This window comes from Streptomyces sp. Je 1-4 4N24 (genome assembly GCF_026239515.1).
Taxonomy (GTDB): Bacteria; Actinomycetota; Actinomycetes; order Streptomycetales; family Streptomycetaceae; genus Streptomyces; species Streptomyces nigrescens.
On the sequence record NZ_CP110836.1, the window covers coordinates 4,125,896 to 4,140,128 of the forward strand.

Here is a 14,233-nt window from a genome sequence, read left to right on the forward strand (position 1 = left end):
CTTCTACAGCCAGGTGACACCTGAGATGTGAGTAGAGCCGTAAATCCCGGAAGGACGAGTCCCAAACCATCGGATATTGATGGTTCTGGCGGTTTCAAGCGGACCTATGCACACCTATAGCCGACTGGCATGAACAGGAGACCCGAATAGTTGCGTGTGATGCTGCGGAGGTGTTCGGAAAGCGCACTTGTCCTTGCAGCGCCTAAACTCCGGGGCCATGGCGCGGTCATCCGGACCTGCGTTCCCGTGATCGGTGCAGCCGGAGAGCTGGCATCGCATGGTCTCGGGCACGGTAACTGGCGACCTCCGTAGCCTGCAGTCCAGGCATTCCAGCGCCTACTCGAATAATGGGATCATGCCCAGGCCCACCAGGCTGGTGCGGCCCGACCTACTCACCCACCACCCCGCCGATGGCCTGTTCAGTGGCCACGGCGTCACCACCGTGATGAGCCGGCACGCGTAGATGAGTTCGAGGCCCCACAGGGCGAGGTGCAGACACCAAAGACGTGAAAGGGCCTTGCTGTCTCCGGTTCCCCAGGAGACAGCAAGGCCCTTCATCGCGTCAGTGCTTCACAGGTGGCATGCGGAGCAGCCTGGCTCGTCGTCGTCCTCGTCGTGGGCGTCGGAGAGGATTTCGAGCAGAGGGGTGTTCGGCTTCACGCGCTTGGCGGCCCGGTCGAGAGCCGCCTGGTGCTTGGCTTCGATCTCGTCCCGGCGCGCTATCAGTTCGTGCAGTGACTCGCCCTGGGACCAGGTGTACTCCCGGCCCTGCATGGCCGTGCGCCGGTAGTTGACCTTCTCCTCGTACGCTATGGCCTTCTCGAACAGGTCTGGGTGGCGGTCCTTCAGACCGACCCACTCGTGCTTGCGCTGGAAGAAGCAGAAGTAGCAGCCGGATCGGGTGCGCCACTCGTAATAGGCCGGCAGGCCGATGCCGGCCTCATCGAGGATGCGGTCGACGCCGGCACGATCGATGCCGTCCTCGCGGAAGGGGAAGACCGCGCTGATGTTCGGCTTCGTGCTGACGTATCCAAGGCGGTTCTCGTCCGCGCGGATCGCGACGTAGGAGATCACCTCGTCGTCACCGACCCACTCTTCCAGTGGCTTGAGCTTCAGGTTCTTCGTGCACCACCGCATCTGGGGGCTGGGGAGGGTGCCCTGGTAAACCTCGAGCCAATGGTCGAAGTCGCGGGTCGCGTTGAGGCGCACGATCTGCTTACCGACCGCTGCTTCGAGGCGGTTGAGGTACTCGTATGTTTCGGGGAGTTCGGCACCGGTGTCGCAGAAGAAATACTCCATGTCCGGCACGCGGTCGCGCATATGGATCGCGAGCGCGGAGGAGTCCTTGCCTCCGGACAGACCGAGGACGTGGCGTGTCTTCCCGCTTGAGCTGTTGATGTCGGTCACAGCGTCTCTTCCTTCTGGAGGGCCGCGGCGGAGTCCTGCGCGGCCAGGCGCTCGGCCAGGGCAGCGAGCAGGATGCGTGCGCCGTCCGGGCCCAGTGCCTTCTCAGCCTGCCTGATGACACTGACAACGAGGTCGTCTGCCGTCTGGCGGGACTGCCTAGGTACATGGATGAGCGTGCGCTCTTCCGTTCCCTTGGGGGTGGTCAGCGTCAGCAGATGGGTGTCCATCTGCCTTGCCTCGGACGGCTCTTGCCCGGCGTCGGGTACATCGTGAACTTCATAGAGGTGGCTGACGCGGTCGAGCGCGCGGGCCATCTCCCTGACCCGCTGGGGGAAGGACTTGACGTCCTTGTCGGTCCAGTCGTCGAGCGCCTTGTTCATCAGACGGATGATGATCGGGGAGAGCCAGCCTTCGTCCTGCGAACTCTCATCGAGGACGCGAGAGACGAATCCCTGTAGGTCGAGGTCGAGTTGGGCGTTGGCGAATCCACGCAGTTGCCCCGTGAGACCGGCACGCAGTTCTGCAAGCTCAGTGGGGAGACGAAATTCCCGTCCGATCGTGGCCACGGCCTCCCGTCGCAGGGCAAGGCTGGCGCCGGAGAGGTCGTCGAGGGCCGCAGCCAGGCCGGCGACGTACGCCTTTGCAGTCGCCTCGTCCTTGGTGGTGCTGGGCAGAATTGGGTCGAAGCCCAGTGCCTTGGGCAGTGCTGTGAAGACGAGCTCGTCTGGGTCGGTGGCGTGACGGAGGGTCTCACGGACCGCGAGGGCTCCGGCACTGAGGCGCTGAGTCTGTTTGGCGTAGGGCTTAAGGCTCAGGACCCGCTTGACGATCGCTTGCGTCACACCGAGCAGCGCGGGATTGCGAGCGGATCGAGCACGGCGAGTGTCGACGCTCAGGGCCTTGGCAAGGCCCTCTACAACGAGACGACGCTGGCCACGACCGACTGGCGCGGCCTTGATCGTAAAGCGGTCTGGATAAGAGACGTTGAGCCGCTCAACGATCTCCGGGGTGAGGTGGGGGCAGTAGTTGCCATCTTCGAACAAGGCAACGTCTTGGGCCCGCAGGATCAGTGCGGCCACCATGAGGATGGGCACGACGCCCGCCTTGACACCGAAGGGCGGCGCCATGAGCTGACGATAGATGTCGACAATCGGCGTGGGCTGCTTCGCATTGGTCAGCGCTTCTTCGAGAGCTTCCCATGCCTTGATGACACTGGGATTCCTTTTGGGGCTGGGATGCGAGATGGCATGGGTCAGAATGCTGGTGTCATCGGTTCCGCTGCTGGCCTCTCCGTCGCCGTGCAGGCCGAGGTACTCGACCACACCGTGGTACATCGCGCGCTCGGGGGCGTACTTCGTTGGGTCGTATCCGAGCAGGGGGTTACCGGGCCGTTGCAGCATTGCGGTGAGCACCTCGCGGCGAGCGCGGGCGGCATTGCTGGTGAGCTGGTGGCGGCCAACCATCTCATTGCGGACATGCGGCGTGTGGGGGTAAACGCGGTCGCATGCTTGGGAGGCCAGGCCGGCGTAGCTACGGGCCTCGACGGGCTCGCTGCGGTCGCCCCGGGTCTCGGTCCCCTCGTCCCACAGGTACCAGGTGGACTGAGGGCTCAGCGGATTGAATGCCTCGTCGAGCAGAACGCTGATGTTCTGGGAGATATATGCGGCACGTTCCTTGATCTCCCGCGCGGCGACGTGGTCGATGGTGTCGTCGTCTTGCAGTTCCTCAAGGGCCACAAGGTCGATACCCGCCTGCAGGACGGCATCGGGATTCTTTGTTGTGCCGATAAGCACGGGCAGTGGTGAGTTGACCGTGGGGCGAGACTCCAGCGACCCGAGGTGGTACAGGAGTAGGCCGTCTGCCGCGTCCTGGACAACGTCGGGGCCGTCGATGCTGTCGCTCTTGTGACTGATTGCCGTGACGAAGTAGCGCAGCATGCCAGTGCGTTGGCTGTGGCCGCCGGCGACTACGGCGGCGGGGAGCACTGTGCCCAGGTGTTCGCTGAAGTATTCGACGACGTCGGCCGGGGCGATACGGGTGGCGACTTCTCTGACCCGCGTATCGATGTCGACGTCGGTGCCCTGCCAGACCCGGTACTCGTTGCTGTAGGAGCGATGGACGAGGAAGCCTTCGTCCACGAGCTTATCGAGTCGGCCCTGCAGGGCGGCGAAGCGCTCAGGGTCAGGGGCATCAGCCGGGTCGTGCAGTGCGAACTGAATCATCGACGGTGTGGCGCGCAGCAGGCCATCGACGTCCATGAGGTTCAGGAGACCTACCACCTTGAGGACGTCCTGGTCCTCGGTGGACATCCCGTTGGCCTCGTTGAGACGGTTGTCGACCTCCAGCCAACGGCTGGCGTTGAACGAGGCCAGGATCGTCGTGCGGCCGGAGGCAAAGAAGTAGTCGTACAGCTGCGGCAGGCGGATCGTCGAAGCCCGCTCGGGCGCCGCGGACTTCTTCGTGTCCAGGGTGCGGCGCACGGTGTTCGGCTCGTCGCTGGCAAGGAAGCCATTGATGCTGCGGTCGTGCTGGCCGATCTGGAATGCGAGCTGCGGTGCGGCGACGGCAGTCAGCGGGTGCAGCGGGTACAGGTCGCCGAACATCTCGGTGGAGATGTCCACGACTGCGTGGAGAGCATGGTCGGTCCACGCGGCTTCAGCAGCGCGTGCCTGCTCCTGGATGAGCCTGCGGCCCGGCTCCGCAACACCGGAGTGGTCAAGGCGGCGGCCCATCAAGTGGATGGAGTCGCCCAGGTTGGGTGCGAACGTGATGTCCTCGAAGCGGCCCTGGACTTTGGCCCACTCCTGGGTCTGGATGCTGCTGGAACGTGCCGCATAGTCCGTGAACGCCAGGTGCTGCAGGGTGAACATGAACAAGGGCATGCCCGAGGAACCTGCGCCCTTTTCGGCGAGCATCTGGAGCAGGAAGACGTCGCTGTCGGCGCTTCCGGAGTCGCCGTCGGCGGCGAGGTATTCGAGGGTCTTGCCGAACTCGTCGAGGATCAGCAGGACAGGATGCCGGTCACAAAGAACCGTAACCGCGTCCATGAGGTTTTGCGTGGTCGGTACATCGTCGCCTGCGCAGGCGGCGAGTGCTTGAGCGACGTCCTTGGGGGCGCGCTTCTTCCACTTACGCTCGACCGCGGTCTGCAGCGCCCGGTACACGGTCGCTGCGAGAGGCTCTCGACGTGCAGTAGCAACTGCTCCCAGGAAACCCTCACTGGTGAGCTCATCACGAACCCGTGCCAATCGCGCCGCTTGTCCTGGGCTGGTGGCCGCCACAGCGGCCTCAGCCTCCGACCTGCGCGTCGTGTCGTGTCCGAGGAAGGCGTCGAAGAGGTTCGACAGGGTGGACTTGCCCGAGCCGTAAGGACCGGTGAACGACCATGCACGGGTACGTCGTTTGTCTGCGACGGCGTTGGTGACGCGCTCAAGTACATCGAGGGCGCGCACGCCCACATATGGCGAGTTGAGGTGCTTCTCGCGGATGTCACGCTCCAGGTTGGTGGAGCGCAACTCGGATCCGACCAGGGTGATGCCTGCGGGAACCTGGGCGGAGTCGGCGGACGGGCCGGGGTGGCTGGTGGTCGGGGCCATGGTCACGCGGTCTCCTCGCTCATTTCCAGCACCTCGGTCTGCTGGGGCGGCTTGCGGCGTGCGCGCTTCGGGGCGTCACCGTCAAGCCCGGGGTACTTCTTGATCCATTCTTGCGGCGAGGGGAAGCCCTCGCGCTCCCGGACGCGTCCGTAATGTTCATCAAGGACGTTCCAAGCCAACGCCTGTGGAGCCACGTCAAAGCGCAGGCTGCGCTGACCGAGTGCAGAGATGATCTGCAGATCCGGATGCTCGTTGATGAGGGGTTCGAGCGCCTTCGTGAGCTCTGGCTCCCGCATGCGGAAGGCGCGGCCCGGGGATCCGGGGTCTTCAGCGAGCCGTGCGATGGAGATGGAGCCGGCCTGCGACGAGGATCGGGATGCGTAGTCCAGGCAGGCATACGCAAGGACCGGTGCAGGCAAGTTGGAGCGGGACCCGCTCGTGAAGCGCCAGGTCCGGTTCCTGCCTTTGCCCTGGCCCTCCAGCAGACGCAGTTCACGGAACGGGGACAGGAGCAGGTCCTCGAAGCTGCCAGGAGAGAGTGGGTTGAACTCTTGGTCCAACGCGTACATTTTGATCAAGCACTCCGCGTCACGGCCAATCGACTCCGGCGCGGGCCAATCGCCCTCCTCGAAGTTCTCGCGAACGTGACGCGTGATGACGCTGGCCATCTCCGTCGACGTGACCCGGGAACGGTGAGCCAGGTTGAACATGACGTACCAGCTGGGTACCCAGCACTTGGCCTGAGGTTCGGACGAGAGCAGCCACCAGTGCAGCAGCCACAGGCTGCCCGTGTCCTCGAGATAGGGGTCGGCCCCCTCCTCGTCCAGCAGCCACCGAGCCCGCCAGGTCGGCGAGGCGACATGCGCACGATAGGACGGTTCTTCGTGCTCGTGCTCCTGGGTGAGCTTGAAAGCCTTAGACCAGTACCTCATGGAATAGACCATGTTCTTACCCACGCCGAGCCGGACGGGTGCGTCCTCACGGTGGAAGATCTCGCTGTCGTCCTTAACTCGCGTGTACGCCTTATGCAGCCAGCCGAAGCGCGGGGCGAAGGTCTCATGGCGCCCGAAGGAAAGTTCGACGGCTTCAGCGAGCCGGCTGTCTGACATGCGATGGGGCCTTTCAGTGGGCATGTTGGGCAGAGAGGTATGCATGCGGTGCAACGCCGATCAAGGTTCGGCCGTGGCAGCCATGACCGACCGGACGTGGCGCACTGCTTCCGTGACGGCAGTCACTGCCCGATCGACGTCGCGCTGGGTCGTGGCGTATCCGAGGGAGAACCGCACCGTGGAGTCCGCGTCGTCGCGGCTGAGCCCCATAGCGAGAAGCACATGGCTTGGGCTTGGGGCCCCTGACGAGCATGCGCTGCCATCAGATGCGGCCACGTGCGGCATTGCTGCAAGGACAGCATCCGCCGGCAGGCCAGGGAAGGTAATGCTCGTGACGCCAGGCAGGCGGGGCACGCGCGCACCGTTGATCCGGCAGCCCTCAATCTGAGCAGTCAGTGTTGCTTCGAGGGCATCACGCAGAGCGGCGGTTTGGGCTGCTTCGTGCGCAAGCTGCAGCCGGGCGGCCTCAGCGGCTGCTCCCAGACCTGTGATGCCTGCCACGTTCAGCGTCCCGGCACGCCACCCGCGCTCGTGCCCTCCGCCCACGAGGAGCGGACGGTGAGGCAGTGAGGTCCCCCGGCGGATGAAGAGGGCACCAATACCTTGCGGACCGCCGAACTTATGAGCGGAGAGTGACAGCAGATCGACATCGATCTCACGGAGATCCAGCGGGAGACGCCCGACATATTGCGTGGCGTCAGTGTGGACCAGCGCACCGGCCTCGTGGGCCGCCTTGCAGACCGGTACCAGGTCGGTCAGTACCCCGGTCTCATTGTTCCCGATCATGAGAGAGACGAGGGCCACCTTGCCGCCGCGGAGTGCTGCATCCAAAGGCTCCAGGTCAACAATGCCGTCGCCGTTGACCGGCAGTACGACGAGAGAGTCGGGCCGCTCTGCTGTCACGGCGCGTGCGGCTTCCAGTACTGCCGGATGCTCCACCGCGGCGGTCACCAACAGTCCGCCGCGCGCATAAGCAGTCCGCAGAGCTAGGTTGTTCGCCTCCGTGGCCCCCGAAGTGAAGACGATCTCGCCAGGGGCGCAGCTAATCAGGTCAGCAAGCTGCCGACGAGCCTCGTCGACCCGGCCAGCCGCGCTACGCCCGAGGTGGTGCATGCTGGAGGCGTTGCCCACGTCTTTGAGCGCGGCGAGGGTTGCTTCGAGAGCTTCGGGCCGCAGCGGCGCGGTGGCGTTGTAGTCGAGGTACACCACATCGTCCACCCCTAGTGCGTCACCTGTCACGTTTGCCCCCATTTGCTGCGATGCGCTCCTCTGGTCACTCCTGGTGGCTCTCCACGGCCGGACCTCGGGTTCCGCCAGGAGTGCAATGAGATCCTAACGAACGCCTGAGACAACCGAGACAGGCTCGCCGGATCCCACGCGAGGCGGACACGCTGTGCTACTGATCGGTTCCAGCCCGCTTCCTGTCCCGACACGCCCTGAAGTCGGCCGCAGGGGCCCTCCTCGTTAGACGGGCAGCTCTTGTCTCGACCGAAATTCGCTGATCAGGCCCCGGCTGTCAGTGGTCCGGTCTAGTGTTGATCGCACGTCAGGACGCTGGTATTCCCGCGAGTCGTGGCGCACAACACCGAGGACAGGGAGCTGGGTTGCAGCGGTGGAACGCGTACTCGCGGCACCGAAAGGGGACATGGGTACGGCAGGGGGACAGATGACTACGCAATCACCAGGGCTATCCTTCCGCCACGTCCTTGACGCCGCACCCCTAACTTACGTGCGTGGCCTGCTTGGTGAGGATACGTGCGCTCTTCTTGACCTTCTCGGGGGCGGCCCCACGGAGGAGGCAATGCTCCGCCGGGTCGCCGTCAGTGCCGTCTCTCCCGAGCGGCTGATCTCGCAGCCAGATGAACGCGAGAGCTTCCTCGCGCTCCTGCCCGAGGCGAAGCGCAGTGAACTCGCTAACAGGCTCGGATGGGATGGCTCCACCGGAGCGGACTCATTCCTGTCCAAAGCCGAATGGACCGCGGACCAGCGGCGGACGCTTCTCGGCTTCCTCGGCCTGGTGGTCGACAGGGCATCAGAGGCTCCGACGGCCTTCCGCAGCGCCACTGCACCGGCGTATGGCATGTTCCCTCACCAGCGCCGCGCTGCCCGGCGTGTGCGTGATTTGCTGTACTCCGGCGAACGGCGGGCCGTTCTGCATCTCCCGACCGGTGTGGGTAAGACCCGGACCGGGATGAACCTCATCTGTGACCACCTGCGCGGACATGAGCCGACGGTGGTGGTCTGGCTCGCCAGAGGCCGTGAACTTCTCGAACAGGCGGCGACCGAGTTCGAGCGGGCTTGGGGAGCGCTCGGCAACCGCGAGGTCAGCGTCATCCGCATGTGGGGAGACGCTCCGGTGGAACTAGAGGGCATCACCGACGGCATCGTGGTCCTCGGGCTCGACAAAGCTGTCTCCGCGGCCAAGAGCGACCGCACATTCCTGGACCGCCTGGCCCTGCATGCCACGCTCACAGTCTTCGACGAGGCCCATCAGGCCGTCGCCCCCACCTACAGCCGTGTAGTCGACGCACTGACACTGCGCCGTGACGCGAGTCTGCTGGGCCTCACCGCGACACCGGGGCGGACCTGGGCGAACATCTCCGAGGACGAGAAACTGTCGGAGTTCTTCGCCCGCCAGAAGGTGATGCTTGAGATCGACGGCTACGACAACCCGGTCACCGCCCTGATCGAACAGGGCTACCTTGCCCGCCCTCTCTTCCGCACTGTCGCTACTCAGTCCGGCATGAAGCTCAGTGCAGCCGATCAGCAGGGGATTGCGAACGCGTTCGAGATCCCGGAAACGCTGGTGGATCGACTGGCGACAAATGTGCAGTGGAATCTGCAGGTCGTACGCACGGTCCTCGACCTGATCAAGGACCACCGACGGATCCTGCTCTTCGCCGCGTCCGTCGAGCACAGCCGCCTGATCGTCGCCATCCTCTCCGCACTGGGTCTGGACGCCGCTCAGGTCACGGCCGAGTCCTCAACCCGACACCGCGACAACGCCATTGCACGGTTCAAGAGCCCGTCCAGTAAGCCCATGGTGCTCTCCAACTTTGGCGTACTCACCACGGGCTTCGACGCCCCCGCGGCGAGCGCCACAGTCATCGCCCGCCCCACCAGGTCCCTGGTCCTCTATAGCCAGATGGTCGGGCGGGTCATCCGCGGGCCTCATGCCGGCGGAACACCCACATGTGACGTAGTCACCGTTGTCGATCCTGATCTCCCAGGATTCGGAGACGTCGCAGAGGCATTCACGAACTGGGAGGATGTATGGAGCAACAGGTAATCGACGCCGCTGCGGCCTACCCGATCGTCAGCTCGGACATGACGATCAAGGCCATGAGGGACAGCGGCTACAAGTCGACGGCACACGCCATCGCCGAACTGATCGACAACGGCATCGAAGAGAATGCCGATCTCGTGGAGCTGTTCGCCGTTGAGAGCACACAGCGGCGGTCTGAACGGGCGCGCTACCACGTCGAGAAGATCGCTGTGATGGACAACGGCAACGGTATGGACCGTGAGACGCTCCGGCGTTCCTTGCGGTTTGGCGTGGGCAGCCGACAGGAGCGTAAAGGGATAGGCCGCTTTGGCGTCGGTCTGCCCAACTCCAGCATGTCGCAGTGTCAGCGAGTAGATGTGTGGTCCTGGCAGAACGGCCCCGAGAACGCCCTGCATACTCACCTCGATCTCGAAGAGATCAATGGGAAGGACGCGCAGGTCCCTGAGCCTCGACACGACCCGGTGCCGGAAGAGTGGCAGAACCTGAGCCAGGGGCTCGGCCCGTCAGGGACGCTTGTGTTGTGGACCAAGCTGGACCGAGTTCAGTGGGTGGGAGCGGAGACGACGCTCCGGAGAACCGAGGAGCTGATCGGCCGCATCTACCGGAGGTTTATCGCCGATGGTCGGTGCCGCATCCGTCTCGTCCCGGTCCATGGGTGGGACATCCTTGAGGAGCGAGACGCACTCCCGAATGACCCCCTGTATCTGACCGAGCGGACTTCGACACCGTTCCCCTTCGACAATAGGCCGATGTTCCGCGCTTACGGTGGCGGCTCCGTCGGCAAGGTCGGAGTCGAAGAGTTCATGGTCGAGGGCATTGACGGCAAGAAGTACCCCGTACGGGTGCGTGCCTCCATCGCCGAGGACGCTTCCCGGCGGCCCGACGTGGAGGGACAGCCTTGGCCGGACAACATCTCCCCCACTATGAAGCCGGGCGCCACTCCATGGGGCAAGCACGCCGCGCGCAATCTCGGCGTCTCGCTCATCCGCGCTGACCGTGAACTCGACCTCGACAAAGGCTGGGTAAGCGTCTACGACCCGGTTGAGCGCTGGTGGGGAATTGAGATCGAATTCGATCCCCAGCTCGACGAGGTCTTCGGCGTCACCAACAACAAGCAGTCCGCGACAGCTTTCTCAGAGCTGGCCCACTTCGACTGGAACGAAGAAGCGGACGGGTCCGGGATGACCTGGGACGAGTTCAAGGAACAGCTCGCCGAAGACGGCGATCCCAAGCTGAAGCTGATGGACATCGTCTACCAAATCCGCCAAAAGCTCATCAGTAAGCTGCGGAAGGATTTGGAGGACCAGACGCGCGGCACTGGAACCAGCCGCAAGCGCCATGAGAAGGCAGAAGCCGCGGCTGAGCAGGCAGTGAAGAAGAGGCGGGTCGAGGCCGGTCCAAGCTTGACCGATACCTTGGAGAAGGAGAGCTCTCCGGAGGAGAGCCAGCAGCTCCAGTTCGAGAGCTTGGTCGAGACGCACAAGTACCCCGAAGCGGATGCCAAGCGCATCATCGAAGAGACGATGGCTCAGCACCGGCACGTGCGCCTGCTGACCAGCCGTAACCCGGACTCCCCTGCCTTCTTCAACATCGAGTTCATCCCCGGGATGCTCCAGGTTGCCCTCAACATGGACCACCCGGTTTACAACGACCTCGTAGCGGTCCTCGACAGCGATGTTGAAGGCGCAAGCCAGCGCGAATTGGCTGATCGGCTGGAGCGGGCCGCCAGCGCGTTCAAGCTCCTGATGTTCTCCTGGGCACGCTTTGAGGATGAACTGCCGGAAGGCTCCAAGACCAAGGACCGCGTCAAGAAGATGCGCCAGGATTGGGGGCGGTTGGCCAGCGAGTTCTTCACCGCCGATGACGAAGAGGACGACGAGTGACACTTGACCACGTCTGGCGGCAGATCGAAGATCTCCTTGCGTCAGCTCGCGGTCGTGTGGCCCTGATCGCTCCCTTCATCAAGAAGGACGTGTTCAGGGCCGCTCTCGCGGCAATCACGGCACCAGATGCCGAGATCCTCTGCGTGACGCGGTGGTCTGTGCTGGAGGTGGCGGCCGGGGTGTCAGACCCCGAGATCGCCGAACTCGCCGCTCAGGACGGCCGCGTCACCATCCTGCTCTGCCACGATCTCCACGCGAAGCTCTATCTCGCCGATGACCGATGTCTCGTCGGGTCAGCCAACCTCACCGCCAAAGCGACCGGAAGGAGGCGCCCAAAGAATCTGGAGCTGCTCATCGAGGCGCCGACGTCCCACCCCGAGGTCCAGCGGCTGCTCGAGCAGATAGATGGCGATGGCATCCCGGCAAGCCTGGAGTTGGCGCGCCAGATACGCGAGCAGGCTGAGCTGCTCAAGCAGGACGAGGACCGTCCTGCCCTCATCCTGGTGACTGGTGACGCCGATCAGCAGCGAACTGCCTGGAGACCAGAGACGCGATCACCTAACCGGCTCTACCGCGTGTACCGCGGGGCGAAGCACGATTACGTCAGTGAGATCCTCGCCGGCGTGATCCGCGACCTGGCGCACCTGGATGTGCCGCCCGGACTGGACGAGCAAGCCTTCTCCAAGGCAGTCCGGGCACGCCTGTACGAGATGCCGGAGGTCGGGCAGCTGGTCACCGAGGGCCGGCTGAGCATGGCCGACTTGCAGCAGCAGCTCTTGGACGCTGACGAATGCACCACATCACAGGCTCAACGCGCAGCCGAGAACATCGGGGAGTGGCTCAAGTACTTTGGCGAAGTGCGCGTGGTGCCGACAGGTCCGTGGGAAATCAGACAAGGCCGTGAGCTCGAATAGAACCGGACAGGCCAGCGGATAGTGCTCCGGGGGAAGCTTGTGGGAGCGCGCCAGGTTGTCGAGGCCGGGTCACGCCCCCTGGGCCAGAGCCCAGAGCCGCTCGGTGGCGCGTGTCCAAGCTCGCTCAGCGTCCGGCCCTCCGTAGGCCCCCTTCAGTTCGGCCAGGATGGATGCACCTTCCGGGTACCGACCGACGGCCAGGTCGAGCCACACGAGCGTCAGCCGCTCATCCACGATCGGATCGCGCAGCTCGGTCACGGTGTACGCCGCATAGGCGGCCGTGGGCAGGTCGTCATGGGGTTCGGGAAGTGCCCCTCCGACAGCACGCATCGGCGCTTGAGTTCGTTGCACGGCTGCGAGGGACGCGGCGTCGGCGAGAGCCTGGGGAATGGCGCCATGCACCGCCATGACGTCGGCTTCTGCGAGTTCGTGCCATGAGCACCACTTCGTTGCGACTGCCTCGCCGGCATCGAGGCTCGTCTCTCCAAGCACGCATCCGTGGGCGAGGAAGAGGTGGGCCGTCTCCGTGGTCGCAGACCGGGCGGTCGCGACGACGCCGAGCGGATACACCCAAGACGCGTGCAGCCCCGTCTCTTCGGCGAGTTCGCGACGCGCGGCGTCTGCCGGTTCTTCGCCTTCATCGATGAGACCGCCAGGCAAGTCGGTGATCTCCGTGTTGTGCAGGTAGTGATGCTGGGTGACCATCGGCACGCGGCCGTGGTGAACTGCAAGTACGCGCACCGAGTCCGGTGCGGCAACGTGTGGATACGCTACGACGGCCCCGTCGGGTCGTACGGCCTGGTCCACCGCGAGACGGATACGGTCCTTGGGGCCGCCCGTGAACAAGATCTCGCTCTCCAGCCGCCGCCAGCGGGCCCCGTTCCCCATGCCGATGACGGTACTACCCGCCGTGATCTCCCTGTGGGGCAGCTACGGGCTAACCAGCTCAGCACCGCGGCTGCTCCCGGAATAATTACTTCCGCTCCTCGATTGTTCCTGCGCAGGATCGAAGTGCAGACGGGGGAGGGGCATGAGCAACTTGAAGGCGTTCCGTGTCCGCGACGGGCGGGCCACGGAGATACCGGGATCGTCGATGCCGTTGGAGCGTCACCTTCAGACGCTGATCGAGAACAACATGGAGGCGATGCTCGGCATCCGCTTCCTGGCCAGCGAATACGCCACGGGCCGGCACCGGGGCCGGATCGACTCCCTTGGTCTAGACGAGAACGGCGCGCCTGCGCTGATCGAGTACAAGCGCTCCCGCGACCAGAACGTCACGAATCAGGCGCTGTCGTATCTTTCGTGGCTCTACGATCACCACCACGAGTTCGAGAGCCTGGTGAAGGCGAAGCTTGGCGTCGAGGCAGTGGAGTCCGTCGACTGGAGCAATCCACGGCTCGTCTGCATCGCGGGGGACTTCACGCATCACGACACGGTCGCGATCGAGATGATCGGCCGCCGGATCGACTTGGTCAGCTACCGGGTCTTCGATGACGTGCTGACGCTACAGCTGGTCGCGTCCGTTGCCGGTGCCCCATCGCGGACACGGGGGAAGGCACTCGAAGCGGGCCACGTTGCCAATGTGCCGTCGCCGAAGCCGGTTCATCAGCACCTAGATGAGTCTCCGCAGGATCTTCAAGAGCTGTTCGCGGACCTCAATGACGTGCTGCTGTCGCACGACGATGTGCGGATGGAGCCACAGCTCCACTACTTCGCGTACCGGCGGATCAGGAATGTCGCCACGGTGCGGGTCCAGCCGCGAAGCCGGATGCTCGTGGCCAACTTGAAGTTGGACCCGGACGCCGTGGAGCTGGAGGAGGGTTTCTCCCGAGACGTCCGCGGCCTGGGGTGCTTGGGAATCAAGGACGGCGTCGAGGTGCGGATCAGATCACGCGAGGACCTTGAACGAGCCGGTGACCTCATCCGGCAGAGCGTCGAAGCATCCTGACCTCGAACGGCCAAAGGCGGTTGCGTCATCGGGTTTTCGATGACGCAACCGCCCTTTGTCTGTGTTCTGGCCCGGTCTGCCGGGGCGTTT

General features: G+C 64.4%; 9 protein-coding genes. 4 read left to right on the plus strand and 5 right to left on the minus strand.

Going from position 1 to position 14,233, the window contains the following annotated elements:
• Window positions 1-570: 570 nt before the first annotated feature.
• From SLV14N_RS17695 to SLV14N_RS17710, 4 genes are read right to left on the minus strand one after another with little or no spacing between them, the layout of a single operon-like run.
• The gene (locus SLV14N_RS17695; RefSeq protein WP_263270065.1) at window positions 571-1,407 is read right to left on the minus strand and encodes a phosphoadenosine phosphosulfate reductase family protein; all 837 of its coding nucleotides are present in this window, start codon (window positions 1,405-1,407) and stop codon (window positions 571-573) included.
• A complete protein-coding gene (locus tag SLV14N_RS17700; RefSeq protein WP_263270066.1) occupies window positions 1,404-5,003 on the minus strand; it encodes an ATP-binding protein in 3,600 nt (1,199 codons plus the stop codon). The genes SLV14N_RS17695 and SLV14N_RS17700 overlap by 4 nt, the downstream gene beginning before the upstream one ends.
• A 2-nt stretch (window positions 5,004-5,005) precedes the next feature.
• Window positions 5,006-6,112, minus strand: a complete 1,107-nt coding sequence (locus tag SLV14N_RS17705) for a DUF4007 family protein (RefSeq protein WP_263270068.1) — start codon at window positions 6,110-6,112, stop codon at window positions 5,006-5,008.
• 60 nt (window positions 6,113-6,172) lie between these two features.
• A complete protein-coding gene (locus tag SLV14N_RS17710; protein WP_263270069.1) occupies window positions 6,173-7,330 on the minus strand; it encodes a cysteine desulfurase family protein in 1,158 nt (385 codons plus the stop codon).
• A 583-nt stretch (window positions 7,331-7,913) separates the two neighbouring features.
• Between SLV14N_RS17710 and SLV14N_RS17715 the strand changes: the two genes are divergently transcribed.
• The 3 genes from SLV14N_RS17715 to SLV14N_RS17725 are packed head-to-tail and all read left to right on the plus strand — an operon-like array spanning window position 7,914 to window position 12,195.
• Window positions 7,914-9,401 carry a DEAD/DEAH box helicase gene (locus SLV14N_RS17715; RefSeq protein ID WP_263270071.1) on the plus strand — a complete coding sequence of 496 codons (1,488 nt, stop codon included), beginning with the start codon at window positions 7,914-7,916 and terminating at the stop codon, window positions 9,399-9,401.
• Window positions 9,386-11,281 (plus strand): ATP-binding protein, encoded by a 1,896-nt coding sequence (locus tag SLV14N_RS17720; RefSeq protein WP_263270073.1) that lies wholly within the window; start codon window positions 9,386-9,388, stop codon window positions 11,279-11,281. Before SLV14N_RS17715 ends, SLV14N_RS17720 begins: the two co-directional genes overlap by 16 nt.
• Complete coding sequence (locus SLV14N_RS17725; protein ID WP_263270074.1) at window positions 11,278-12,195, plus strand: phospholipase D family protein; 918 nt, start codon at window positions 11,278-11,280, stop codon at window positions 12,193-12,195. The genes SLV14N_RS17720 and SLV14N_RS17725 overlap by 4 nt, the downstream gene beginning before the upstream one ends.
• 69 nt (window positions 12,196-12,264) lie before the next feature.
• Here SLV14N_RS17725 and SLV14N_RS17730 read toward each other — a convergent pair whose 3' ends face one another.
• Window positions 12,265-13,083, minus strand: a complete 819-nt coding sequence (locus SLV14N_RS17730) for an NUDIX domain-containing protein (protein WP_263270076.1) — start codon at window positions 13,081-13,083, stop codon at window positions 12,265-12,267.
• Window positions 13,084-13,225: 142 nt separating this feature from the next.
• On the opposite strand from SLV14N_RS17730, the gene SLV14N_RS17735 reads away from it, so the two are divergent.
• Window positions 13,226-14,143 (plus strand): DUF5655 domain-containing protein, encoded by a 918-nt coding sequence (locus SLV14N_RS17735; RefSeq protein WP_263270077.1) that lies wholly within the window; start codon window positions 13,226-13,228, stop codon window positions 14,141-14,143.
• Window positions 14,144-14,233: the final 90 nt, after the last annotated feature.